General features: G+C 73.7%; 24 protein-coding genes. 8 read left to right on the plus strand and 16 right to left on the minus strand.

The window, feature by feature from the left end:
• Nucleotides 1-117: 117 nt before the first annotated feature.
• A complete protein-coding gene (locus BBH68_RS00570) occupies nucleotides 118-2,295 on the plus strand; it encodes an MMPL family transporter (protein ID WP_065958069.1) in 2,178 nt (725 codons plus the stop codon).
• Here the strand turns inward: BBH68_RS00570 and BBH68_RS00575 are convergent.
• Both BBH68_RS00575 and BBH68_RS42855 read right to left on the minus strand, forming a co-directional pair.
• Nucleotides 2,249-2,704, minus strand: a complete 456-nt coding sequence (locus BBH68_RS00575) for an Lrp/AsnC family transcriptional regulator (protein ID WP_065958070.1) — start codon at nucleotides 2,702-2,704, stop codon at nucleotides 2,249-2,251. The genes BBH68_RS00570 and BBH68_RS00575 overlap by 47 nt on opposite strands.
• A 131-nt stretch (nucleotides 2,705-2,835) precedes the next feature.
• Nucleotides 2,836-3,072, minus strand: coding sequence for a hypothetical protein (locus tag BBH68_RS42855; RefSeq protein ID WP_245737833.1), 237 nt, complete (start codon nucleotides 3,070-3,072; stop codon nucleotides 2,836-2,838).
• A gap of 101 nt (nucleotides 3,073-3,173) precedes the next feature.
• Between BBH68_RS42855 and BBH68_RS00580 the strand changes: the two genes are divergently transcribed.
• Together BBH68_RS00580 and BBH68_RS00585 are read left to right on the plus strand one after the other, a co-directional pair.
• Nucleotides 3,174-4,019 (plus strand): APC family permease, encoded by an 846-nt coding sequence (locus BBH68_RS00580; RefSeq protein ID WP_245737834.1) that lies wholly within the window; start codon nucleotides 3,174-3,176, stop codon nucleotides 4,017-4,019.
• A complete protein-coding gene (locus BBH68_RS00585; RefSeq protein ID WP_065958073.1) occupies nucleotides 4,016-4,792 on the plus strand; it encodes a class I SAM-dependent methyltransferase in 777 nt (258 codons plus the stop codon). Before BBH68_RS00580 ends, BBH68_RS00585 begins: the two co-directional genes overlap by 4 nt.
• Before the next feature lie 97 nt (nucleotides 4,793-4,889).
• Here BBH68_RS00585 and BBH68_RS00590 read toward each other — a convergent pair whose 3' ends face one another.
• Nucleotides 4,890-5,381, minus strand: coding sequence for a MarR family winged helix-turn-helix transcriptional regulator (locus tag BBH68_RS00590; RefSeq protein WP_065958075.1), 492 nt, complete (start codon nucleotides 5,379-5,381; stop codon nucleotides 4,890-4,892).
• Nucleotides 5,382-5,487: 106 nt separating this feature from the next.
• Between BBH68_RS00590 and BBH68_RS00595 the strand changes: the two genes are divergently transcribed.
• Nucleotides 5,488-5,904, plus strand: a complete 417-nt coding sequence (locus tag BBH68_RS00595) for an organic hydroperoxide resistance protein (RefSeq protein WP_079150716.1) — start codon at nucleotides 5,488-5,490, stop codon at nucleotides 5,902-5,904.
• An 88-nt stretch (nucleotides 5,905-5,992) separates the two neighbouring features.
• Here the strand turns inward: BBH68_RS00595 and BBH68_RS00600 are convergent, their stop codons facing one another.
• Entirely contained in the window at nucleotides 5,993-6,634 is a 642-nt protein-coding gene (locus tag BBH68_RS00600) for a LysE family translocator (protein ID WP_065958108.1), read from the minus strand.
• 42 nt (nucleotides 6,635-6,676) lie between these two features.
• Nucleotides 6,677-7,108: a MarR family winged helix-turn-helix transcriptional regulator gene (locus BBH68_RS00605; RefSeq protein WP_065958079.1), complete on the minus strand. Its 432-nt coding sequence runs from the start codon at nucleotides 7,106-7,108 to the stop codon at nucleotides 6,677-6,679.
• Between the two features lie 71 nt (nucleotides 7,109-7,179).
• On the opposite strand from BBH68_RS00605, the gene BBH68_RS00610 reads away from it, so the two are divergent.
• The gene (locus BBH68_RS00610) at nucleotides 7,180-7,683 is read left to right on the plus strand and encodes a MarR family winged helix-turn-helix transcriptional regulator (RefSeq protein WP_065958081.1); all 504 of its coding nucleotides are present in this window, start codon (nucleotides 7,180-7,182) and stop codon (nucleotides 7,681-7,683) included.
• 60 nt (nucleotides 7,684-7,743) lie between these two features.
• Here BBH68_RS00610 and BBH68_RS00615 read toward each other — a convergent pair whose 3' ends face one another.
• A complete protein-coding gene (locus BBH68_RS00615; protein WP_065958083.1) occupies nucleotides 7,744-8,634 on the minus strand; it encodes an esterase/lipase family protein in 891 nt (296 codons plus the stop codon).
• Nucleotides 8,635-8,925: 291 nt separating this feature from the next.
• Here BBH68_RS00615 and BBH68_RS00620 point away from each other — a divergent pair, with 291 nt between their 5' ends.
• On the plus strand, nucleotides 8,926-9,852 hold the full coding sequence (locus BBH68_RS00620) for a quinone oxidoreductase family protein (protein WP_245737835.1): 927 nt from the start codon (nucleotides 8,926-8,928) through the stop codon (nucleotides 9,850-9,852).
• 46 nt (nucleotides 9,853-9,898) lie between these two features.
• Here the strand turns inward: BBH68_RS00620 and BBH68_RS00625 are convergent, their stop codons facing one another.
• The 3 genes from BBH68_RS00625 to BBH68_RS00635 all read right to left on the minus strand — a co-directional run bounded on the left by BBH68_RS00625 (nucleotide 9,899) and on the right by BBH68_RS00635 (nucleotide 15,508).
• A complete protein-coding gene (locus BBH68_RS00625; protein WP_245737836.1) occupies nucleotides 9,899-11,026 on the minus strand; it encodes a DNA polymerase Y family protein in 1,128 nt (375 codons plus the stop codon).
• Nucleotides 11,023-14,595 (minus strand): DNA polymerase III subunit alpha, encoded by a 3,573-nt coding sequence (locus BBH68_RS00630; protein WP_065958088.1) that lies wholly within the window; start codon nucleotides 14,593-14,595, stop codon nucleotides 11,023-11,025. The genes BBH68_RS00625 and BBH68_RS00630 overlap by 4 nt, the downstream gene beginning before the upstream one ends.
• A gap of 187 nt (nucleotides 14,596-14,782) precedes the next feature.
• Entirely contained in the window at nucleotides 14,783-15,508 is a 726-nt protein-coding gene (locus BBH68_RS00635) for a helix-turn-helix transcriptional regulator (RefSeq protein WP_076971086.1), read from the minus strand.
• 284 nt (nucleotides 15,509-15,792) lie between these two features.
• Between BBH68_RS00635 and BBH68_RS00640 the strand changes: the two genes are divergently transcribed.
• Together BBH68_RS00640 and BBH68_RS00645 are read left to right on the plus strand one after the other, a co-directional pair.
• A complete protein-coding gene (locus BBH68_RS00640; RefSeq protein ID WP_065958090.1) occupies nucleotides 15,793-16,506 on the plus strand; it encodes an alpha/beta fold hydrolase in 714 nt (237 codons plus the stop codon).
• Between the two features lie 247 nt (nucleotides 16,507-16,753).
• Nucleotides 16,754-17,197 carry an SSI family serine proteinase inhibitor gene (locus BBH68_RS00645; RefSeq protein ID WP_065958112.1) on the plus strand — a complete coding sequence of 148 codons (444 nt, stop codon included), beginning with the start codon at nucleotides 16,754-16,756 and terminating at the stop codon, nucleotides 17,195-17,197.
• A 96-nt stretch (nucleotides 17,198-17,293) separates the two neighbouring features.
• Here BBH68_RS00645 and BBH68_RS00650 read toward each other — a convergent pair whose 3' ends face one another.
• From BBH68_RS00650 to BBH68_RS00680, 7 genes are all read right to left on the minus strand, one after another.
• Nucleotides 17,294-18,370, minus strand: a complete 1,077-nt coding sequence (locus tag BBH68_RS00650; RefSeq protein ID WP_065958092.1) for a S1 family peptidase — start codon at nucleotides 18,368-18,370, stop codon at nucleotides 17,294-17,296.
• 213 nt (nucleotides 18,371-18,583) lie between these two features.
• Nucleotides 18,584-18,808: a type II toxin-antitoxin system HicA family toxin gene (locus tag BBH68_RS00655; protein WP_065958094.1), complete on the minus strand. Its 225-nt coding sequence runs from the start codon at nucleotides 18,806-18,808 to the stop codon at nucleotides 18,584-18,586.
• The gene (locus BBH68_RS00660; protein WP_104531189.1) at nucleotides 18,805-19,020 is read right to left on the minus strand and encodes a type II toxin-antitoxin system HicB family antitoxin; all 216 of its coding nucleotides are present in this window, start codon (nucleotides 19,018-19,020) and stop codon (nucleotides 18,805-18,807) included. Before BBH68_RS00660 ends, BBH68_RS00655 begins: the two co-directional genes overlap by 4 nt.
• 26 nt (nucleotides 19,021-19,046) lie before the next feature.
• Nucleotides 19,047-19,889, minus strand: coding sequence for a slipin family protein (locus tag BBH68_RS00665; protein ID WP_065958116.1), 843 nt, complete (start codon nucleotides 19,887-19,889; stop codon nucleotides 19,047-19,049).
• A gap of 270 nt (nucleotides 19,890-20,159) precedes the next feature.
• Nucleotides 20,160-21,065: a S1 family peptidase gene (locus tag BBH68_RS00670; RefSeq protein ID WP_065958096.1), complete on the minus strand. Its 906-nt coding sequence runs from the start codon at nucleotides 21,063-21,065 to the stop codon at nucleotides 20,160-20,162.
• Nucleotides 21,066-21,340: 275 nt separating this feature from the next.
• Nucleotides 21,341-22,639 (minus strand): NtaA/DmoA family FMN-dependent monooxygenase, encoded by a 1,299-nt coding sequence (locus tag BBH68_RS00675; protein ID WP_065958117.1) that lies wholly within the window; start codon nucleotides 22,637-22,639, stop codon nucleotides 21,341-21,343.
• Between the two features lie 23 nt (nucleotides 22,640-22,662).
• A partial coding sequence (locus tag BBH68_RS00680; RefSeq protein ID WP_141712942.1) for an LLM class flavin-dependent oxidoreductase occupies nucleotides 22,663-23,337 on the minus strand: 675 nt, incomplete at its 5' end.

The following is a 23,337-nucleotide window of genomic DNA, read 5'->3' on the forward strand; positions in this document are numbered from 1 at the left end:
GTCCCTTCATGGAAAGGACAGCAGCTCATGCTGCGCGAAAGCAAGTCGCGACAGAGAACGGACCGGCAAGAAACGGACGGTCCAAGTCCGGGACCGGGAGGCGGCCGGGCCGCGCTCGTGGAGCGCGTCGCCGGCTGGTCCGTCCGCCATCGCGCCCTGGCCATCGTGGGCTGGTTCGCGCTGGTGGTCGTGGCGGTCCTGGCGAGCGCGGTCGTCCCGGGCGAGATGGCGAGCAGCACCGACCCCGGCGGTTCCGGCCGCGCGGAGCGGGTGCTGGACGCGCAGCAGAAGTATCCGCGGCCTCAGGAGAACGTGCTCGTGCAGGCCCGGACGCCGGACGCGGCAGGGCGTTTCACGAGGAGTCCGGAGCTGCGGCGGGCCACCGAGGACCTGGTCGCGGCGCTGCGCCGCACCCCCGGCGCGGTGACCGCCGTCCGCTCCCCGCTGGAGCGCGACGGAAGCCGGCTGGTGTCGAAGGACGGCCGCTCCGGTCTGGTCACCTTCGAGGTTGCGGGGCCCGACGAGCGGACGGCCGAGCACTACGACGCGGCGACCGAGGCCGTGAAGACGGTGGCGGCCCGCCACCCCGAGGTGCGGCTGGCGCAGGCGGGCGACAGGAGCCTGTCGAGCGTGGTGGACGAGGGCATCAAGGGCGACTTCAAGCGGGCCGAGTTCTTCTCGCTGCCGCTCACCGTGGTCATCCTGCTGGTGGTGTTCGGCTCGCTGATCGCCGCCGCGATCCCGCTGCTGCTGGCGGCCACCACCGTCGTCGGCACCTTCGGCTTCCTCCAGGTGCTGGCCCACTGGGTGCCGGTGAACAGCGCCACGTCCTCCATGGTGCTGCTGATCGGCGTGGCGGTGGGCGTCGACTACTCGCTGTTCTATCTCCGCCGGGCCCGCGAGGAGCGCGCGGCCGGACACGGTGTCGCGGAGGCGCTGCGGATCACGGCGCGCACCTCGGGGCGGGTGGTGGTGGTCTCGGGTCTGACGGTGATGCTGTGCCTGGGCGGGCTGCTGCTCACCGGTCTCGACAACTTCAAGGGCCTGACGACCGGCGCGGTGCTGGTGGTGGGGGTGGCGATGGTCGGTTCGGTGACCGTACTGCCCGCCCTGCTGGCCCTGTTGGGGCACCGGGTGGACAAGGCGCGGATCCCGTGGGTGGGCCGCCGCCGGACCGCGGCGGACCGGTCCCGGGTCTGGGCGGCGGTGGCCCGCGCGGTGGTGCGGCGGCCGCTGGTGTGGGGCGGTTCGGCGGTGCTGGCGCTGCTGCTGCTCGCGCTGCCCGCCCTGGGGATGCGGCTCCAGGACGCGGCGGTGACCGACAGCCTGTCGCGGTCGGTGCCGACGGTGGACGCGGCGGCCCGGATGCAGGAGGCGTTCCCGGGCACCCCGGCCCCGGCGAGGGTGGTGATCTGGGGGAAGGACCCGGACTCCGTGGCCGCCCCGGCGGTACGGAAGGCGGTGGAGAGCCTGCACGGGCGGGCCGCGGCGAGCGGCGGGGCGCTGAACGAGCCGATCTCGACCGCCAGGGTCGGCCGGGCGCTGGTGGTGCGGGTGCCGCTGGCGAGCTTCGGCACCGACGAGACGGCGAACCGGGCGCTGGAGACGCTGCGGGAGCGGACGCTGCCCGCCGCCCTCGGCGACGTGCCTGGGATCGACTACGCGGTCTCCGGCAAGACGGCCTTCGCCTACGACTTCACCCAGCGGGTGACCGACCGCACGCCGTACGTCTTCGCGTTCGTGCTGGTGCTGGCCTTCGTGCTGCTGGTCGTCGCGTTCCGCTCGCCGGCCGTCGCGCTGGTGTCGATCGTGCTGAACCTGCTGTCGCTCGGGGCCGCTTACGGGGTGCTGACCTGGGTGTTCCAGGACGGCCACCTGAGTTCGGCGCTCGGCTTCACCTCGTACGGCGGGGTGGTCGGCTGGCTGCCGCTGTTCATGTTCGTCATCCTCTTCGGGCTGAGCATGGACTACCACATCTTCGTGCTCAGCCGGATCCGCGAGCGCCGGCTCGCCGGGGCGGAGGTGCGCGAGGCGGTGGTGGGCGGCGTCGCGTCCGGCGCGGGCGTGGTCACCAGCGCGGCGGTGATCATGACGGCTGCGTTCAGCGTCTTCGTCGTCCTGTCCGCGATCGAGTACAAGATGATGGGCGTCGGGCTGGCGGTGGCCGTCCTCATCGACGCGACGCTGGTGCGCGGGGTGCTGCTGCCCGCCGCCATCACACTGCTCGGGCGCACCGCGTTCCCCGGCCTCACTCCAGGGGAACGAACGCCTCGCCCGCGACGTGCTGGTAGATGATCGAGCTGCGGAAGTCGACGACCTCCCGGCGCCCTGAGAAGCGGTCCATCAAGAAGGCGTGCAGCCGGTCCACGTCCGGCACCGCGACATGGACGAGGAAGTCGTCGCCGCCCGCGACGACATAGACGGACAGCACCTCGGGGAGCGTCATCAGATACGCCTTGAAGCCCTCGATGACCTCGCGGCTCAGCGGCCGGATACGGACCGCGAGCAGCGCCTGCACCGGGCGGTTCAGGGCGCGCAGGTCGACCGTGGCGCGATAGCCGGTGATCACTCCGCGCTCCCGCAGGCCGCGCACCCGCTCCAGACAGGTGGAGGGGGCGATGCCGAGGGTGCGCGCGAGGTCGCGGTTGGTCTGCCGTGCGTCGCGCTGCAGTTCGCGGACGATCGCCGTATCAAGTTCGTCCATGGGGCCTCCTCCGACCGGCTCGCCGAATTTCGTTCGGTGAGCCGGTCGGCTCATCGTTGCTTCGGCTAGCTTCCCGGGCTGTGACCGTACAACGTACTCGCTCCCCCGCTCCCCCACGTCCGGCCGCCCGCTCAGCCACCCGCCCGGGCCCCCGGCGCCTGGGGCTCGGCGGCGGCACCGCCCTGTACGCGGGCGCCGTCCTCGGGCCCGGCGTGCTCGCGCTGCCCGCGCTCGCCGCCGCGGCCGCCGGGCCCGCGTCGGTCCTGGCCTGGGCCGCGCTGCTGGCGACCAGCGTCCCGGTCGCCGCCTGCTTCGCCGTGCTCGGCGCGCGGTTCCCCGACGGGGGCGGCGTGGCGACGTATGTCCACCGGGCCTTCGGGCCGCGCGCGGCGGCGACCGTCGGGTGGTGGTTCTACGGGGTGGTGCCGGTCGGGGTGGTCGCGGGCGCCTGGATCGGCGGTCAGTTCGGGTGCAGCTGCTGCTGGTGGGCCTGCTGGCGGCGCTGCTGCTGGCCGCGGTCCTGGCGGCCCTTCCGCATCTGCGCGCCGCGCACTTCACGCCCTTCATGCCGGGCGGCTGGAGTTCGGTCGGCTCGGCGGCCGGGGTGCTCTTCTTCGCCTTCGTGGGCTGGGAGGCGGCCAGCCACCTGTCCGCCGAGTTCGCCGATCCGCGGCGGGACCTGCCGCGGGTCACCGCGCTCACCCTCGCCGTGATCACCGTGCTGTATCTGGGGCTGTCCCTGGCGACGGTCGGCGCGCTGGGCCCCGCCGCCGCGACCACCGACACGCCGCTGACCGACCTGCTGGCGCGCAGCGTGGGCGGCGCGGCCCGGCCGGTGGCCGCCGTCGCGGCCCTGTTCCTCACCTTCGGCGCCGTCAACGCCTATCTGGCGGGCGCCGCCCGGCTCGGCGCGGCCCTCGCCCGCGACGGCGCGGCGCCCCGCCGGCTGGCCCGGGGCGGCCGGCCCGGGGAGGTGCCGCGCCGCAGCCTGGCCGTGCTGGCCTGCGGCTGCGTCCCGGTCGGGGCGGTGGCGGCCACGGGCGCGGCCGATCTCGACCGCCTGATGCGGGCCACCTCCACCTGTCTCGCGGCGGTCACCCTGGCCGGGGTGCTGGCGGCGCTGGTCCTGCTTCCGCGCCGTACGCCCCTGTGGTGGGCGGCGGTCGGCAGCGCGGCCGTCATCGCGACCGTACTCGCCTTCTCCGGGCCGCTGTTGCTGATTCCGCTGGGGCTGGCCGCCGCCGCGTACTGTTTCCAGATCTTCGCCCGCCGGCGCCCCGCCCGGGGCCGCGGCCTTCAGGAGGACCACGCATGACCACGCCGACCGAGCAGCACTACGAGCGGCTGCTGGCCGCCCACTACACCTGGATGACCGGCGGCGACGTGTCCGCCGCCGCCGAGGACCAGGCCGAGCTGCTGCGCGGACTCGGCGTCGCCCCGGTCCCCTCGGGCCCCTCGGGCTCCTCCCCCGCCGTGGACCTGGGCTCCGGCCCCGGCGCCCAGACGCTGGCGCTCGCGGCGCTCGGCTTCGCGCCGGTGGTCGCGGTGGACACCAGCCAGGCCCTCCTCGACGAACTCGCCACGGCCGCGAAGCGCTTCCCGGACGCCTCGATACGGCCGGTACGGGCGGACATCCGCACCGCGCTCCCCGAACTGACCACGCCGGGCGAGACGGCGGCGATCGTGTGCATGGGGGACACGCTGACGCATCTGCCCGCCAAGGACGACGTGCCCGCACTCCTCGCCGACGCGGCCCGCGCGCTGGCCCCGGGCGGCCGGCTGGTCGTCAGCTACCGCGATCTGACCCGGCCGCTGGAGGGCACGGACCGCTTCCTGCCGGTGCGCGACGACGCGGACCGCATCCTCACCTGCTTCCTCGAATACCTGGACGCGGACACCGTGCGCGTCCACGACCTGCTGCATCTGCGCACGCCCGACGGCTGGACGCTGCACACCGGGTCGTACTCGAAGCTGCGCATCGCGGCCGACTGGCTCGCGGACCGCTGCCGGGAGGCGGGTCTCGAGGTGTCCCACGACGGGGTGGGGCCGCGCGGCATGCGGGTGCTGGTGGCGACGCGCCCCGCGTGAGGCGGCCCGCCGGGCTTGGGGGGTGGAGGGCTGAGCGGGGGCGCCCGGGGCTGAGGGGGCGCCCCCGCTCAGCCCTCCGCCGCCCAGCTCTCCGCGCTCAGCCCTCCGCGTCCGCCTGCACGGCGTCGAGCGCCGCCGTCAGCCGCCGCAGGCGGGCGCGCAGATCGACCGCTTCCTCCGGGTCCAGCCCGCTGGCCTTGATCACCTGGAGGGGCACGGCCCGGGCGGTCTCCCGCAGGGCCTCCCCCTCCGCCGTCGGCCGGACCGTCACCGAGCGCTCGTCGTGGAGGCTGCGCTCGCGCTGGACGAGGCCCGCCGACTGCAGCCGCTTGAGGAGCGGCGAGAGGGTACCCGAGTCCAGGCGCAGGAACTCCCCGAGCTTCTTGACCGGCATCTCGCCGTGTTCCCACAGCACCAGCATCACCAGGTACTGCGGATAGGTCAGCTCGGTGTCGCGCAGGACCCGCCGGTAGACGCCGTTGAAGGCGCGGGAGGCGGCGTGCAGGGCGAAGCAGAGCTGGGCGTCGAGGCGGAGCAGGTCGTCAGCCGCTTCGCCGGGGGACGGGGCCGGGCCGGTCTGGTGTGACATACGCTTAGGGTACCTCTTAGTTGTGCACAATTAAGTTGTGTGCTCTACTTCTGCTATGGCGGAGCGCACGACGGCGCGCCGCAGGACCCGGAAAGGGATGGTCTTCATGGACGCGCTCTACACCGCGGTGGCCACGGCCAGCGGACGCGACGGCCGGGCGGTGAGCTCCGACGGGCAGCTCGACCTGGCCCTGGCCATGCCGCCGGAGCTGGGCGGCAGCGGCAAGGGCACCAACCCGGAGCAGCTCTTCGCCGCGGGCTACGCGGCATGCTTCGCCAGCGCGCTGGGGCTCGTCGGCCGTCAGGCGAAGGTCGACACCAAGGACGTCTCGGTCACCGCCGAGGTCGGCATCGGCAAGGACGAGTCGGACGGCGGCTTCGGGCTGAAGGTCACGCTGCGCGTGGAGCTGCCCGAGGAGCTGGAGGGCGCGACCGGCCGCAGCCTGGTCGAGCAGGCCCACCAGGTGTGCCCGTACTCGAAGGCGACCCGGGGCAACATCGCCGTCGAGCTGGTCGCCGAGTAATCAGCCGCACAGTCGGCCGCGTAGTCAGCCGAGCAGTCATACGGCCGGATCGGCCGGCCGTACGGCCATCTCAGCCGGGTCGGGTCCGTCACTCCGTGGCCACGCGCACCCCGAGGCCGACCAGGGTCGCACCGAGGAGGGCGTCCTGAGCGCGCCGCGCGCGACGGGAGCGCAGGAGATGACGGACCCGGTGGACGCCCAGCGCGGTCAGGCCGAGCCCGGTGATGCTGAACAGCACGGTGATCGCCGCGAGCCCCAGCGCGATCGGCACCGCCTGGCCAGGGCGGTCGGCGGGCACGAACTGGGGCAGGACCGCGACGAAGAAGAGCGTCGCCTTGGGGTTGGTGAGATTCGTCAGCAGCCCCTGGACGAAGGGCGTGCCGCGGGAGGGCGCCCCGGCGCCGTCGCCCGGCTCACCGGCGGGCCCACCGGCCGGCTCGGCGGGTGCCCGCCAGGCCGCCCACAGTGAACGGCCGCCGAGGACCAGCAGCACCAGCGCGCCCGCCAGCTTGACCGCCTCGAAGGCCGCCTCGCTGCGCAGCAGCAGCTCCGCCAGCCCGACCGCCACGGCCACGGCGTGGACGAAGAGCCCGGCCGCGCAGCCGAGCGCGGTGCGCAGACCCGCCGCCCGCCCGCCCCGGAGCACGCTCCGGATGACCACGGCGGTGTCGAGTCCGGGCGTGATGGTGATCAGGAAGCACAGGCCCAGGAAGGACGCGAGTTCGGTCATGGCGCCCATTGTGTACGGGCGCGGCTCGCCGGGGCCGGGGTTTTACGCGACCCGTGCCGGTCGTGCCGCGCCCTCCAGGTTTTCCGCCATGCGGCGGAGCACTCCGACGGTGGCGAGGTATTCGTCGTCCGTCACCCCGTCGGTGATCCGCCGCCGGGCCGCCCCGATCCGTTCGGCCGCCGCGGCGTGGCCCTCGACGCCGAGCGGCGTGAGCGCGTACGGACCCCCGGAGCCGTCGCGGGCGACCCAGCCCCGGCGCTCCAACTCGTCCAGGACCTCGTCGAGCGTGATCGCGCCCTCGCCCCAGAAGGGGCGCAGCGCATCGGCGAGTTGGTCCGGGGTACTCGGGCCCGCCGACAGGGAGTTCAGGGTCTGCCAGTGGCGGCGGGCGAGACCGCCGGCGTCCAGGGCGCGGGCGAAGTCGGCCTCGATGAGCCCGTCCAGGTGTTTGAGCCAGTAGCCGATCGGCTTCATGGTGGGTCCCCTCCCCAAAGGAATACATGTAATCTAGCAACTAGATGTTTTTGATTATGCATGGAGGGGTGATGGACGACAACCGGGAACCCGTCGGCAACCGGGAACCCGTCGACGACATCGAGCGGGCCATGGTCGCCATCCGGCGCAGCCAGAGCAGGCGTTCGCTGGCGCGGCTCGCCGACCGGGACTCCCCCAAGGGCGCGATGGCGAAGGGCGCCGCCTTCGACGTGGTGGACGCGATCGAGGCGGCGGAGCAGAGCGGGGCGCCGGCCACCGTCTCCGGGGTCGCCGCCGCCCTGGCCGTCGACCAGCCCCGCGCCAGCAAGCTGGTCGCGGGGGCGGTCGAGGCGGGGCTGGTGCGGCGGGAGGCGGACCAGGCGGACGGGCGGCGCGCCCTGCTGGTGATGACGGAGGCGGGGCGCGCCCTGACGGAAGAGGTCCGGCGGTTCCGGCGGTCCGTGTTCGCGGAGGCGATGGCCGGCTGGCCGGAGGCGGACCGCGCCGAGTTCGCCCGGCTGCTCACGGATTTCGTCAGGGCGCTCGGCCGGAGCGGGGGCCGGGCGCCCCGGTGACGGGCGGCCCCCGGCGACGGGCGGCGCCGCGGTGACGGGCGGCGGGCGGCGCCTCGTACGTCAGCAGGTCGTCGGGGTGGCGTGTTCCGGGTCGAGGGCGTTGACCGCCTCGTGGAAGGCGACCTTGTCGGTCATGGCGATGGTGACGTGCTCCGACAGGTCGCCCGGGCACAGGTCCTGGACCACGACGTTCTTGACGTCGGGCCCGCTGAGGAACTGCGCGCGGTAGGGCGTGGCGACCTCGTCGTACTTGGTGGAGATGACGGTGTAGCGCACCCCGGGGACGGTGTCGCCGCCCTCGTTGAGCCGGGTGAGGAAGTCGGACCCGACCACCTGGTCCGTGAGGCCCGGCGTGTGCCTGGCCAGGATGTCGGCCGCGGCCGGGAAGTAGTCGAGCAGCGCGGTGAGCCCGGACAGGGTGGTCCCGTGGTTGGTGGGGGCGAACGCGACCAGCGCGTTCACCTTGGCCGCGCCGCCGAGGAACTTCAGGTAGTAACGGGGCATCATCCCGCCCTGGGAGTGGCCGACCACGTCCACCTTGGCGGCGCCGGTGGCGGCGCGCACCCGGTCCACGTAGGCGGACAGCTGCTTCGCCGACTCGCTGATCGGGCCGAGGCCATGGAAGACCGGCACGCCGGGCAGCTGGCCGTAGTCGAGGGAGAAGACGCAGTACCCGCGGCGGACCAGATAGGGCGCGAACCCCAGCCAGTTGTCGACCGAGTTGCCCAGGGTGCCGTGGACGAGGACGACGGGGCGGGGGTGTTGGGCGGACTTGCACGCATAGTCGTTCCACCCGCCGCCCGACGCGCCCTGCGCGGCGGCGGTGTCGGGCGCGGCGGCGGTGTCGGCGGGCGCGGCGCTCGCGGCGGCGGGCGCCATGACCGCCGCGACCGCCAGGGCCAGGGCGGACAGGGACCTGCGGAGCGGGCGGATACGCCTCCAGTGCGGCATCACATGGACTCCTCGCTGGTGGGGGATGCGCTTGGCCGTGCGCTCTGCGATCCGGATCACAGGGGTGTCGCGTCCGCCTTAAATTACGCGCGGGTAGCAAGCGCATCCAGCCGTCCGCCGGTGAAGAAACGCTCACCCGTCCCTCACCGCACGTCCAGGAACACCACGCGGAGGCGTGGGTGTTGGGGAACGTCCGGGTCAGTCGGTCTCGTCGGCGCGGAGGGCCAGGTCGAGGAGGCCGGGGAAGCGGGCGTCGAACTCTTCGCGGCGCAGCCGGCGGTGCTGCGGGTCGTGGAGACCGCGGCACCCGAGCCGGGCCCCGGCCAGGTGGCCATCGAGGCCGTGTGGGCGGGGGTGAACTTCGCCGACGTGAAGGCGCGTGCCCAGGGGTACCGGGTGACGTCGCTGCCCTACCGTCCGGGCCTGGAGGTCTCCGGGCGCGTCCGGGCGGTCGGGGAGGGCGTCGGGGGTCTGCGGGCGGGGCAGGAGGTCGCCGCGCTCGTCGACGGCGGCGGCTACGCCGAGGTCGTGGTCACCGAGGCCGCGAGGGTCTTCCCGCTGCCCGACGGGCTGGACCTGCGGACCGCCGCCACGCTGCCGACCGTGCTGCCGACCGCGCACGCCCTGATCCACGAGGTGGGGCGGCTGCGGGCCGGGGAGAGCGTGCTGGTGCACGGCGCGGCCGGAGGCATCGGCACGGCGGTCGGGCAGCTGGCCCGGGCGGCGGGCGCCGGCGCGGTGTACGGGGTGGCCTCCAGCGACGCCAAGGCCGAGTACGCACGGGGATACGGCTACGACGAGGTGTTCCGGCCCGACACCTTCGAGACGGACGTCCGCCGGGCGACCGGCGGCAGGGGCGTCGACCTGGTCCTGGACCCCGTGGGCGGCGACACGCTGCGCCGCGGCCTGGAGGCACTGGCCGTCTTCGGGCGCCTGGTCTCCTTCGGCAACGCCAGTGGCGCCGAGCCCTGGCGGGCCGGGCAGGAAGAGCTGTACGCGCAGGGCCGCTCCGTCGCGGGCCTCTCCCTGATCGCCCTCGCCCAGTCCGCACCCGACGCCCTGCGCGCGCTCACCGAACGCGCCCTGCGCACCGTCCGCGACGGAACGGTCGTCCTTCCCGTCACCGCCGAGTTCCCCCTGTCGGACGCGGCCGGCGCCCACCGGCTCATCGGCGGACGCACCTCCACGGGCAAGCTGCTGCTGCGCGTCGCCGACTGACCGCGGGCCCCCGCGTACGGCGGGCCGCCAGGCGATCCAGCGCCCCTCACCAGGTGTCGAATCCCCCGGCCGGGCGCACCGCCCGGTCGCCGAAGCGGGCCCGGGCCCGGTCGACGGCGGCCTCGATCCGGCGGGCCTTGTCGTCGGCGGGGTCGAAGGTCAGCTGGTGGGAGGCCTGGTCGGCGGCGGTCAGCCCCTCGGCGCGCAGCGCGAGGGACCGCACCCGCGCCCGCTGCAGGCCGAGCGCGGCGTGCAGGGCGTAGGCGGTGGCGGTCAGGGTCGGGGTGTGGGCGGTCGGCTCGGGCAGGGTCCTGCTACGGGTGGTCGTGGAGCGGTCGGCGTAGCGGACGGTGAGGGTGAGGACGCGGGTGACCTGTCCGCTGGTGCGCAGCCGGGAGCCGAGCCGGTCGGCGAGGGTGAGCAGCGCGCGGCACCTGCGCTCCGGGTTCAGCTCGTCGTGGCCGAAGCGGTGTTCGGCACCCATGGAGCGGGCCGGGGCGTTCGGGGTGACGGGGACCGGGTCGATGCCGCGGGCCCAGTCGTGCACCCGGCGCGCGGTGGCCGGGCCAAGGATCCGGCGCAGGGTGGGCAGCGGTACGGCGGCGATCCGGGCGGCGCTGTCGAGGCCGTACGAGTGCAGGGCGCGGGCGGTCGCCTGGCCGACGCCGGGCAGGGCGGTGGGGGGCTTGTCGGCGAGGAAGGCGGCGACCGCGTCCGGGTCGCCGGGGACGGTGCGGACCGCGGACCGGGCGTCCTGGGCGGCGGCCATGCGGGCGAGCAGCGGGTTGGCGGCGACGCCGACGGAGCAGTCGACGCCGTACCGGGCCAGCGCCCGGACCCGTACGATCTCCGCGAGGCCGGCCGCGTCCCGGTCGAAGTAGCGCAGCGCGCCGGCGACATCGGCGAGCGCGGCGTCGGGCGGGATCGCCTCGACGACCGGGGTCACCTCGGTGAGCAGGGCGAGCAGGCCCTCGTAGGTGTCCGCGTCGATGCCGGGGCCAGGGCCGGCGCCAGGAGCACGGCCGGGGGCGGTGCCGGTGCGGGGTGCGCCGGAGGGCGCCTCCGCCGCCCGCTCGACGGAGTGCCCGGCGGAGTACTCGACGGGGTGGAAGCGCACGTACAGCACATGCGGTTGCCCGCCGCTTCGGGCCGGAGGGGTCTGCCGGGGAGTCATCCCGCGCTCCCTGGGCTCGAATGCCACAGCTTGCGGCCGGTGGCGGCCTGTTCGCCCGCGGGTTGGAGGTCGGCCCACGGGTGCATGGCGTAACCGGTGGACAGGTGGATGCGGCGCCCGGAGTCGCTCCCGGCCCCGGTGTCCGCGCCGGCCGGGGCGCCGGGCCCGGCCTCCGCCGCCCGGCCCGCGCCCGCGCCCGCGAGTGCGGCGGCGACGGCCTCCAGGCCGCCCTCGCGCCGGAGTTCGACCAGGTCGGCGAGGTTCCAGACCGCCGAGCCGACGACGCTGAGGCTGCGCGGCCCGCGCCGCTGGACCACGCCCCGCACCAGCAGCAGCCAGGAGTGGAAGACGGTGTGCGCGCAGGCGGCGTGGCTGTCGTCGAAGAAGGCGCAGTCGACCAGCCCCGTGCCGTCGTCGAGCGTGGTGAAGATGACGCGCCGCCCGGAGCGGATCGGCGGCGTCTGGGTGGCGGCCTTGGCCCCGGCGACCAGCACGGTCTCGCCGTGCCGCGCGTCGCGCAGCCGCTTCGCCGGGACCGCGCCCAGCTCCTCCAGGAAGGCCCGGTGGTCGCCCATGAGGTGCCGGGAGACGTCCATGCCGAGGATGCCGAGTTCGGCGCCGAGGCGTTCCTCCGCGTCCAGGTCGGGCAGGCCGGCGGGGGCGGGCGGGGCGGCCTCGGTCAGCGGGAGCTGGCCCTCGCCGGTGCCGTCGCGCCGGGCGCCCCGCTGCTGCCGGTGCAGTTCGGCGATCCGCAGCAGCAGGTCGCGGCGGCCGGCGCCGAAGGCGTCCAACGCGCCGACCTGGGCGAGCCGTTCGGCGACCGGCCGCCCGGGGTGGGCGCGCCGCCACAGGTCCTGGAGCGAGGAGTACGGCTGGCCGGCCACGATCCGCGCGGTCTCGGCCTCGCTGATGCCGTGGACCTCGCTCAGCGCGAGCCGGATCCCGAAGGCGGCGTCGCCACCGGCACCTGACCGGCCGCCACCCGATCCGCCATCACCCGATCCACCGTCACCAGACACCAGTTCGATTCGATAGGCGGCCCCCGACCGGTTCACGTCCAGCGGCAGGATCGGCACCCCGCGCCGCCGCGCGTCCGCCAGCAGCAGCCGCTTCGGGTACATCCCGGGGTCGTGGGTGAGCACCCCGGCGTAGAAGGCCGCCGGGTGGTGGGCCTTGAGCCAGGCCGACTGGTAGGTCGGCACCGCGAAGGCCACGGCGTGGGCCTTGCAGAAGCCGTACGAGCCGAAGGCCTCGACGATCTCCCAGGTGCGCGCCAGTACCTCCGGTCGGTAGCCGCGGTTCGCCGCCTCCGCGTGGAACCAGGCCCGCACCCGCCCCTGCCGCTCGGGGTCGGAGAGCGCGCGCCGTGCCTCGTCGGCGAGGTCCCGCTCACAGCCGGTCATGATCGACAGGATCTTGATGATCTGCTCGTGGAAGACGACCACCCCATAGGTCTCGCGCAGCGCGTCCTCCAGGTCCGGATGCGGATAGCGGGGCGCCTTGCGGCCGTGCCGCGCGTCGATGAAGGGGCGCACCATGTCGGCCGCGACCGGGCCGGGCCGGAAGAGCGATATGTCGACCACGAGGTCATGGAAGGAGGTGGGCTGGAGCCGCCCGAGGAGGTCTCGCTGGCCGGGCGACTCGATCTGGAAGCAGCCGAGCGTCTCGGTGGAGCGGATCAGGTCGTAGGTCGCCGGGTCGTTCGGCCGCACGACCTCGGGGTCGTCCAGGTCCAGCGGTCGGCCCGTGACCCGCGCCACCTCGGCGGCCGCGTGCGCCATCGAGGACTGCATCCGTACCCCGAGGACATCCAGCTTGAGCAGCCCGAGGTCCTCGACGTCGTCCTTGTCGAACTGCGACATGGGGAAGCCCTCGCCGCTGGTGGGCACGACGGGCGTACGGGCCCGCAGCGCGGCGTCGGAGAGCAGCACCCCGCACGGGTGCATAGCGATGCCGCGGGGCAGCCCGTCCAGCGCCTCGACCAGCTCCCACAGCCTGCCGTGGCGCTCCCGCTCGGCGGCGACCTGGCGCAGCTCGGGCAGTTCGGCGAGCGCGGCGCGGGCGTCGCGGGCGCGGATGTGCGGGAAGGACTTGGCGAGCCGGTCCACCTCGGCCGGGTCCATGCCGAGGGCCGCGCCCACGTCCCGTACGGCGTGGCGCACCCGGTAGGTCTCCGGCATGGAGACGGTCGCGACCCGCTCCGACCCGAAGCGGTCGAAGATCGTGCGGTAGACCTCCAGGCGGCGCGCGGACTCCACGTCGATGTCGATGTCGGGCAGGGCGGCCCGCCGCACCGACAGGAAGCGCTCCATCAGCAGGCCGTTCGCGACGGGGTCGGCGTGCGCGATGCCGAGGAGGTGGTTGACGAAGGAGCCCGCCCCGGATCCTCGGGCGGCCACCCGGATGCCGAGCGCGCGGGTGTCGTCGACGACCTGGGCGACGGTGAGGAAGTACGAGGCGAAGCCGAGCCGCTCGATGGTGCGCAGCTCGTCCTCCAGCCGCCCCCACCGCTCCCGGTCGCGGTCGTAGCCGCGCAGCACCATGGCGGCGGCGCAGCGCGAGCGCAGCACCCGCTCGGCGCTGCGGTGCCCGGCTCCGACCAGGTGCGGCTCGGGGAAGTGGATGCTGCCGAGGCCGATGTGGTCCTCGGGGTCGACGAGGCACGCGGCGGCGGTGCGCTCGGTCTCCTCCAGCAGCCGGCGAGCGTCCCGCCGCCCTCCCGCGGCCTCCGCGATCCGCTCGGCGATCCGCGCCATGTCCCGCGGGCCCTTGAGCCAGCGCTCGCCGCTGTCGAGCGTGGCGGGGTCGCGCGGGTCGATCGGCACCAGCCTGCGGGCGGCGTCCAGCACATCCGCGACCGGGCCCTGCCCCGGGTCGGCGTACCGCACGGCGTTGCTCAGGACGGCCCGTACGCCCTGGTCGGCGGCGAAGCCGACGGTCCGGGCGGCGAGCCGCAGCGAGCCGGGTCCGGTGCCGGTGCGGCCGTGCCACACGGCCGTAAGGCGCAGCGCGTCGCCGAACAGTTCGCGCCAGGGGGCGATCAGCCGCTCGGCCCGGTCGGGGCGCCCGGCGGCCAGGGCCCGGCCGACGTCGGAGTCCGGTCCGAGGAGGACGGTCAGCGGGGCGAGGGCGGTGGCGCCGCCGCCGCGTTCGAGGTCCTCCCAGTGCAGCAGGGGCCGGGGGGCGTCATGGGCCGACTCGGCGTGGGCGGCGGAGACCAGCCCGCACAGCGCGGCCCAGCCGGCCGCGCCGCCCCGCGCCAGGAAGACCGCGCGGGGCGTGGACTCGTCGATGAACGCCCCACCGCGCACCGGCGTGCGCCGCCGGGCCGTACGCCTGGGCTCCGGGGACCGCTCCCGTACGGCGAGGTCCACCCCGAACAGTGGCCGCACCCCCGCGGCCGCGCTCGCCCGGGCGAACCGGACCGCCCCGGCGAGGCTGTCGCGGTCGGTCAGCGCGAGCGCGTCCATGCCGCGCTCGGCGGCGCACTGGGCCAGCCGCTCCGGGTGGACGGCTCCGTAGCGCATCGAGAACCCGGAGGCGGTGTGCAGATGCGTGAAGCCTGGCATCCACACCTCCCGCTGCTCGTCACACCCCCTGACCGTCCCTGCTCGCCACGCGGCGGTGCCGCCTACCGACTACAGCCCCCGGCCTCACTGTAAACCAATCCTCGAACAGTCGTGCGAACGGACCCGCCTGCCCCGGTGACCTGCGGGAATCGCACCTCCCCTTCTTTCACCATAAAGGACTAATGACTTAATACCCCTCATAACGCCCGGCAGTCGCCGGGGTCTGGGATGCGGGGGCGCCGGTGCGGCGGCCGGCTCGGTAGCGGCCCGGGGTCGTTCCGATGATGTGGGTGAAAGCCGTGATGAAGCTGCTGGGGTTGGCCCATCCGCAGGCGTGTGCGGTGTGGATGGTGTCGTGGCCGTCGGCCAGGAGCACGAGCGCGTGGTGGATGCGCAGCTGCGTGCGCCACTCGTAGAAGGTCATGCCCAGCTCGTCGCGGAACAGCCGGCTGAGGGTGCGGGTGCTCGCCCCGATCGCCTTCCCGAGTTCGGCCAGCGTGGCGTTGTCCCCGGGCGTCCCGTACAGCTTCCGGGCGATGGCTCGCAGCCGGTCGTCCCGGGGCTCGGGGAGGTGCAGTGGCTGTTCGGGTGCTTCGCGGAGTTCGTCGACGAGGACGCGGAGGAGGCGAGCGCGCGCGGAGCGGCTGTAGCCGGGCGCCGCGTCGTCGTAGTTGCGGGGGCCGGTCAGGGCGAGCAGGACCTCGCGGGCGAGGCCGGAGGCCAGGAACACGGCGGGATGGTCCGGGACGAGCCGGGCGAGGGAGGGCGCGAGAAAGACGATCCGCATGTCGGTGTCGCCGTGGGCGCGGTGGTAGTGCGTGAACCCGGCGGGGGTCCAGGCGACCCGGTTGGCGGGGACGATCGAGGTGCCGCGCTCGGTGTGCACCGCCAGGACGCCGCCGGCCGCGTACACCAGGTGTCCCCGTGCGTGCGACTGCGTCGCGCTCGTTTCGCCGGACGGCCAGAGGTGACGCCCGCCGGACGGCCACACATGGGACGTCACACCGGCGTTCAGGCGACCTTGGCGGCGAACGGGCATCGGTTGGCATTCTATCGGTGGCAAGCCATGTCTTGATCTCGTGAGACTGCCTCCATGCGGAGAGGTCTTCGGTCGCGCGGAGCGCCGGGCGTCCGACCGCACCGCATGGCATCGAGGCAGCGGGCCTCGACGCCGCGGCTTCGGAGAGGGAGAGACGCATGGCGACGTTCGTCCTTGTGCCCGGCGGCTGGAAGGGATCCTGGGCGTTCGAGGCGGTGGTTCCGCTGCTGGAGCGTGCCGGTCACACCGTTCACGCCCTGACCCTGACCGGTCTGCGGCCGGACGACGACGAGGCGACGGTCGCGGCCGCCAATCTCGACACACACGCCGAGGACGTACTGCGGCTCCTCGATCGCCATCACATCACCGACGCGACGCTGGTCGGCCACAGTTACGCCGGGATGGTGATCGCCGCCGCGGCCGACCGCGCGGACGGCCGGATCTCCCGGCTGGTGCATCTCGACGCCTACGTACCGCGCGACGGCGAGTCCTGCTGGTCCTCCACGAACGAGCACTTCCGGAAGGTGTTCGCCGCCGGCGCGGCGGCCACCGGCTACGCCGTCCGACCGCCGGACGGCGGCGATCCCCGCCGCCGTCCCCATCCCCTGGCCTCGTTCCTCCAGACGATCCGGCTCACCGGCGCGCTCGCCCGGGTCCCCCGCCGGGAGTTCGTCTACTGCTCGGGGTGGGAGGACCGGACGCCGTTCACCGGACTCCGCGCCCGGCTCCGAGCCGATCCCGAGTGGCAGGTCCACGACCTGCCGACCGGCCACGACGCGATGCGCGAGGCCCCGGAGGCGGTCGCCGCGCTGTTGCTCGGCGACCGCGTCGCGGACGGTGCGCCCGGGCTCGCGGCCAGGGGTGCCGGATGATCTTGCCGCGGGTGTGACGGGGCGGGGGATTCCGGTCGAGCCGGTCCGGCCGAGGCGGCACCGGCGCCTTTCGGCCCGGGGCAGGTCGTCCTCGTGTGCTCCGCGGGAACGCGCTCTCCTCACGCAACAATGAGCCACCGAATGATTACATGTTGCGACCGGAAGTGATCGATCGAAGTGCGTTCTTGACCTGCATCGCGTAAGACTCCGTCCGGTATCTGCAACCACGAGCAAGGGAGTGTTCGACATGCGGAAAACCGCAGGGGTGATCGCTCTGGGCGCCGCCCTCACCTTGAGCAGCGTGGTGGGAACGGGGGCCACCGGCGTGGCGAACGCCGAGCCCGCGCAGCCGAGGAGTCTGTACCCGGCCTCGGCGCTGGTGCTCACCTACGGGGAGGGCGAGGACTCGGGCTCCACCCCGGTGCGGCGCGCGGTGACGCTGAGCTGCAAGCCCACCCCGACCGGTACCCATCCGACGCCGGATCAGGCGTGCGCGGAACTGCGCTCCGTCGACGGCGCGTTCCGGGAGCTGACGGCCAGGACGGAGCCCGGCCGGGCCTGCACCCGGGAGTGGCGCCCGGTCACCGTCACCGCGCAGGGCGTCTGGGACGGCAGGCGGGTCTGGTACGAGCACACCTTCGCCAACCCGTGCTTCAAGAACGCCGTCGAGGGCCAGGTGTTCGACTTCTGAGCGGCTGAGCCGAGAGGCGGGCCGGGCACGAGCGGGCCCCCGGACACCGAGCGCGGTGTCCGGGGGCCCGTCCCGTACGCCCGGGCGCCCTGCCCGTCAGCCGATCTCCGCGCCGAACGCCTGGAGCGCCTCCGGCACCGGCTGGAAGAAGGTCTCACCGCCCGAGGAGCAGTCCCCGCTGCCGCCCGAGGTCAGCCCCAGCGCGGTGTCGCCCGCGAAGAGCGAGCCGCCGCTGTCGCCCGGCTCGGCGCACACCGTGGTCTGGATCAGCCCTTCGACTGAGCCCTCCTGGTAGTTGACGGTCGCGTCGAGAGCCGTCACCTCGCCGTCGTGCACCTGGGTGGTGCTGCCGCTGCGCCGCACCTTCTGGCCGACCGTCGCCTCGCCGGCCTTGGTGATGGCCTGGGGGGCGCCGCCGTAGAGGTTGACCTCACTCGGGTGCGCGGTGCCGCCGGTGTACTTGACCAGCCCGTAGTCATGGCCGGGGAACTCGCTGCCCGCGTTCTTGCCGATCTCCTGGCCGCCCTGCGCGTCGGACCAGCTGCTGATCGCCTCGGTGCAGTGCCCGGCGGTCAGGAAGTACGGCTCGCCGTCCTTGACCACGTTGAAGCCCAGCGAGCAGCGCCCGCCCTGGCCCCAGATGGCGTCGCCGCCCGCGAGGAAGGTCCGGTACGTGCCCGCCGAGCGCTTCACCTCGACCTTGTCGCCGAGCCCGTCGGCCACCTTCTTGAGCCGGTCCAGCCGGGCGCCCTTGACCGTGCTGTCCGCTGTGACGACGACCTTGTCGCTCCGCGGGTCGACCGACCACGCGGTGCCGGGGATGGTCGCCTTGTCCTTCAGGACCGCGCGCGCCTCGCCGAGCTGCGCCAGCGAGTACTTGACCACCCTGGCCTCGGCGCCCGCCGCGCGCACCTGGTCCACGGCGGACCGGTCCAGGACGTTGACCACCAGCTTCGCGGCCTCGGCGTCGTAGTACGCCCCGGCCACGTCGCCCTTGAGGGCGGCGGTCAGCGCGGCGGCCGTCTCCCCGGCCTCGGCGGCGGAGAGGGTGGGGGGCGGCGGCGGGGCGGGCGCGGCATGGGCGGCGGGCAGGGACAGGGCCCCGGCGGTCAGGGCCACGGCGGCCGCGCCGGTGACGACGAGATGCCGCCGGGATATGCGTCGGTGCTTCAACTCAGGCCTCCTGTGGGGGGTTGGGCCCGGCGGTGAAGTGCGCCGGGCCCGGAGGACTCATGACGTGGACGCACCCGCGCATGCGCAGGCGCGTCCATGCCAAATCGCGCCGACGAGTATTCCGGGGTACGCGGGGCGCGCACAAGGTCGCGTACGCGTCGCGCGGTGGATCAAGAAGACGCGCCCCTGGCGCCGGGCACGGCCGTTCGGGCGCTACCTCAGGAAATCGCCGAGGTCCTCCACGCTCCAGTCGGCTTGCCGGAGGATGGATCGCAGGGTGCCCGGCGCGAGGGACCGGTGCAGAGGCACGATGACGGTGCGGTCGTCCTTGCGGTACTTGGCGTGACTGCCACGGGTGGAGACATGGCCGAAACCCCCGCGCTCCAGGGCCTTGGCGACCTCCGCCCCGGAAAGGCCCGTGGGAACAGCAGGACTCATGCGACACGTACCTCGACAGGAGCAGTGATCACGTCGGTGACCTCAGGAGCAGGGGCGTCCTCGAAGTAGAGCTCCAGGGCTTCGCGGAGGTTGGCAAGGGCCTCCTCGATGGTCTCGCCCTGGCTGGTGACCTCTACCTGAAGGCACCGGGCTACGTACCACTCGTCCTCGTGGGTGATCGCGGCGGTGAGGTGCAGTGCGTGCGATGTCATACGGCAAAGTCTGGCACCTCGGAGCGTCAGCGTGGCGTGGAAGGCGGCGTCGGGGCCACCACGGGGCCGTCGGGGTGGGCGGGGTGGGCGGTCTCCTCGAGCTGGGGGGACTCCTGGCCCTTTTCGAGGAAGCGCAGCAGCTCCACGGGGATGGGCAGCACCAGCGTGGAGTTCTTCTCGGCGGCCACCGCCATCACGGTCTGCAGCAGCCGCAGCTGCAGCGCGGACGGTGTGTCGGACATCTGCGCGGCCGCCTCCGCCAGCTTCTTCGATGCCTGCAGCTCCGCGTCCGCGTTGATCACGCGGGCCCGCCGCTCGCGGTCGGCCTCGGCCTGGCGGGCCATCGACCGCTTCATGGTCTCCGGCAGGGAGACGTCCTTGATCTCCACCCGGTCGATGTGCACACCCCACCCCACGGCCGGGCTGTCGATCATCAGCTCCAGGCCCTGGTTGAGCTTCTCCCGGTTGGACAGCAGATCGTCCAGGTCGCTCTTGCCGATGATCGAGCGCAGCGAGGTCTGGGCCATCTGGGAGACGGCGAAGCGGTAGTCCTCGACCTGGATGATCGCGTCGGCGGGGTCCACGACCTTGAAGTAGACGACCGCGTCGACGCGCACGGTCACATTGTCGCGGGTGATGCCCTCCTGGGCGGGCACGGGCATGGTCACGATCTGCATGTTCACCTTGCGCAGCCGGTCGAAGCCCGGAGCGATCATGGTGAAACCGGGCGGACGGATCGCCGACCGCAGCCGGCCGAGCCGGAAGACCACGCCCCGCTCGTACTGCTTGACCACGCGCGCGGCGGCCATCGCGTAGACCGCCCCGCACGAGACCACGACCGCGCCTGCTGTCACAAGCTCGTCGATCATCACGGCCACCTGCCGTCCGTATCGCGAGGAGTGCCCCACTTGGGGCGCTGTTCTCCACGATAGTCCTGCCCCACCGCACCGGGCAGGGCCGGGAAGGGGAAGGGCCGGAGGAGGAGAGCGGCCGGGGGCCCGGGAATGCGGGAACCCCCGCCCGGGCGCACCGGGCGGGGGTCACGGGGATCAGCCGGACGACCGGGATCAGCCGAATGACCGAGGTCAGCCGGACGACCGGGGTCAGCCGGACGACCGGGATCAGCCGGACGACCGGGATCAGTAGACGCTCACGCCGTACGCGTTCAGCGCCTCGACCACCGGCTGGAAGAAGGTCGTGCCGCCGGAGGTGCAGTTGCCGCTGCCGCCGGAGGTGAGGCCGAGGGCGGTGCTGCCGGCGTACAGCGGGCCGCCGCTGTCGCCGGGCTCGGCGCACACGGTGGTCTGGATCATGCCGTAGACGATGTCACCGCCGCCGTAGTTCACCGTGGCGTTCAGCGCGGTGACCCGGCCGCTGTGGATGCCGGTGGTGCTGCCGCGCCGGGTGACCGTCTGGCCGACGGTGGGGTTGGCGGCGCTGGTGATGTCCTGGCTGCCGACGGTGCCGGAGGGGGACACCGAGCCGCTGTACCGGACCAGGCCGTAGTCGTTGGTCGGGAAGCTGGAGCCGGCCGTCGGGCCGATGGTCGAGGTGTGACCGGAGTTCGACCACCAGGTGCCCGCGCCGTCGGTGCAGTGGCCGGCGGTGACGAAGTAGTTGGTGCCGCTGCTGTTGCGGACGTTGAACCCGAGGGAGCAGCGCCAGCTATCCGCGTAGATGGCGTCTCCACCGGAGATCAGCTTCTTGATCTTGCCGGGGGTGCGCTTGACCTCGATCGCGTCGGCGTTGGCGCCGGCGGTCTTCTTGATCTTGGCTATCTCGGCCTGCGAGACGGTGCTGTCGGCGGTGACGACAAGGGTGTTGGTCGCCTTGTCGACATACCAGGCGGTGCCCGCGACGTCGGCCTCGAGGACCGCGCTGCCGGCCGCCTTGGCCTCCGCGGCGGTGAACTTGGGAGTGGCGTCGGATCCGGCGTAGGCGCTGGGCGCGGCGAGAGCCGCGCCGACCACCATGGCCGAGGTGGCCGCGAGCAGTCCGAGGCGTCTCGCGTGCTTGTTGTGGGGGGTGGGGCGCTTCATCCTCAACTCTTCCTCCGCAGGAATCGGGGGTCCGCTTGGGTGGGCAGGCCCGTGAGGCGCAGCCGAAGGGCAGGCCGACGGAGACGAGCGACTGACGCCGCGCGGAGATTTCCGTCGTGCCCCTGACAAGCGCTCCCGGAAGTATTCGCGGACTCAACGACAGCGCGCAAGAGGACAATTCGGAAAGGTATCGGCCCACGTCGCATGGCCCCGGCGGCTTCCGGCCACCGGGGCTGTGCACCCATCCCCTCGGGTACCTGGTACGACGAGCCGTCGGGCGATCAGGTTCCGTTCGCGGGCCAGGACTTCGCCACGGGCCGGGAGAGCCCGAGGTGTTCGCGCAGCGTGGTGCCCTCGTACCGGGTCCGGAACGCGCCGCGCTCCTGGAGCAGCGGGACGACCCGGTCGACGAACTCGTCGAGTCCGCCGGGGGTCAGATGCGGTATGAGGATGAAGCCGTCGGCCGCCTCGGCCCGTACGAACGCGGTCATCTCCTCGGCGACCGCTTCCGGGGTGCCGATGAAGGACTGCCGCCCGGTGGCCTCGATGACGGTCTGCCGGATGGACAGACCCTTCTCCTCCGACAGCGCCCGCCACTTGGCGGCCAGGGCGCGCGGGTCGCCGTGCCGCACCCGGCCCTGGGCGAGTTGGGAGTCGGGGTCCGGGTCGATGTCCGGAAGCGGCCCGTCCGGGTCGTATCCGGACAGGTCGACGCCCCAGATCTGTTCCAGGGTGAGGAGCGCGGTCTGCGGGGAGACCTGCTGCCGGCGGATCTCGGCGGCCTTCTCCTGGGCCTCGGCCGCGGTGTCCCCGAGCACGAAGGTCACCCCGGGCATGATCTTCAGGTCGTCGGGGGCGCGGCCGTGGTCGGCCAGCCGCCGTTTGACGTCGGCGTAGAAGGCGCGGCCCGCCTCCAGGGTGCCGTGCCGGGTGAAGATGATGTCGGCGGCGGACGCGGCGAACTCGCGGCCCTCGTAGGAGTCCCCGGCCTGGATGATCACCGGGTGTCCCTGCGGGCCGCGCGGCACGCCGAACCGACCGGAGATCCGGAACTGCGGCCCGGTGTGGTCGAAGGCGCCGGGGGCGCCGCCCTCCGGCCAGGAGTCCCACAGCTCGCGCGCCGTGGCGACGAACTCCGCGGCCCGGGTGTAGCGGTCGGCCCGGTCGAGATAGCCGCCGCGCCGGAAGTTCTCCCCGGTGAAGGCGTCGGAGGAGGTGACCACGTTCCAGGCCGCCCGGCCGCCGCTGAGGTGGTCCAGGGAGGCCAGTCGGCGGGCGAGTTCGTACGGCTCGTTGAAGGTCGTGTTGACGGTGGCGGCCAGGCCCAGCCGCTCGGTGACGGCGGCCAGCGCGTTGAGCACCGTGATCGACTCCGGTCGGCCGACCACGTCGAGGTCGTGGATCCGGCCGTTGTGCTCGCGCAGCCGCAGCCCCTCGGCGAGGAAGAAGAAGTCGAACAGGCCGCGTTCGGCGGTGCGCGCGAGGTGCTCGAAGGAGGAGAACTCGATCTGGCTCCTCGACCGGGGGTCGGCCCAGACCGTGGTGTTGTTGACGCCGGGGAAGTGCGCCGCCAGGTGCATCGTCCGGGTCGGGTGGCCGTCGTTCACCGGGCCGCCTCCCTCGCCGTTACGTATCGGTTGGCCGGGCGCGCCAGGCCCAGGTGGTCGCGGAGTGTGGCGCCGGGGTAGAAGGTGCGGAAGAGCCCGCGGTGCTGCAGCAGGGCCACCGTGCCGTTGACGAACCGCTCCAGGTCGCGGCGCGGTACGACGGGGGTGATGTGGAAGCCGTCCACCGCCCCCGCCTGGTGCCAGCGCGCGATCAGCTCCGCGAGGTCCACCGGTCCCCCGTGGTACAGCGGCAGCCCGTCCGTTCTCGCCGCCAGCGGGCCGCTGGGCGGCGGGAGTTCGGAGGCCGGTTCGCCGTCGGAGAGGTCGGCCGCCACGGCGGCGAGCACGGTGAGCGCGTCCTCGTCACGGCCGTGGGCCACCGCGCGCCGCCGCAGCTCGTCGCGGATCGCGCCGGCCGCCTGGGGGGTGGCGGCCCTGACGTACGCCACATCGGCGTGGCGGGCCGCGGTCCGCCGGGTGACCGGGTCGGTGGCGTCGACCACGACGACCGGGTGGCCCTGGGGCGGCCTGGGCACGATGGACGGGCCGCGCACGCTGAACCGGGCGGACTCGAAGTCGACGTAGTGCAGCTTGTCGCGGTCGATGAAGCGGCCCGTGGCCACGTCGCGGATCTCGGCGTCGTCCTCCCAGCTGTCCCACAGCCGGGCGGC

Origin of the sequence: Streptomyces sparsogenes (assembly GCF_001704635.1) — a bacterium.
Classification (GTDB): Bacteria; Actinomycetota; Actinomycetes; order Streptomycetales; family Streptomycetaceae; genus Streptomyces; species Streptomyces sparsogenes.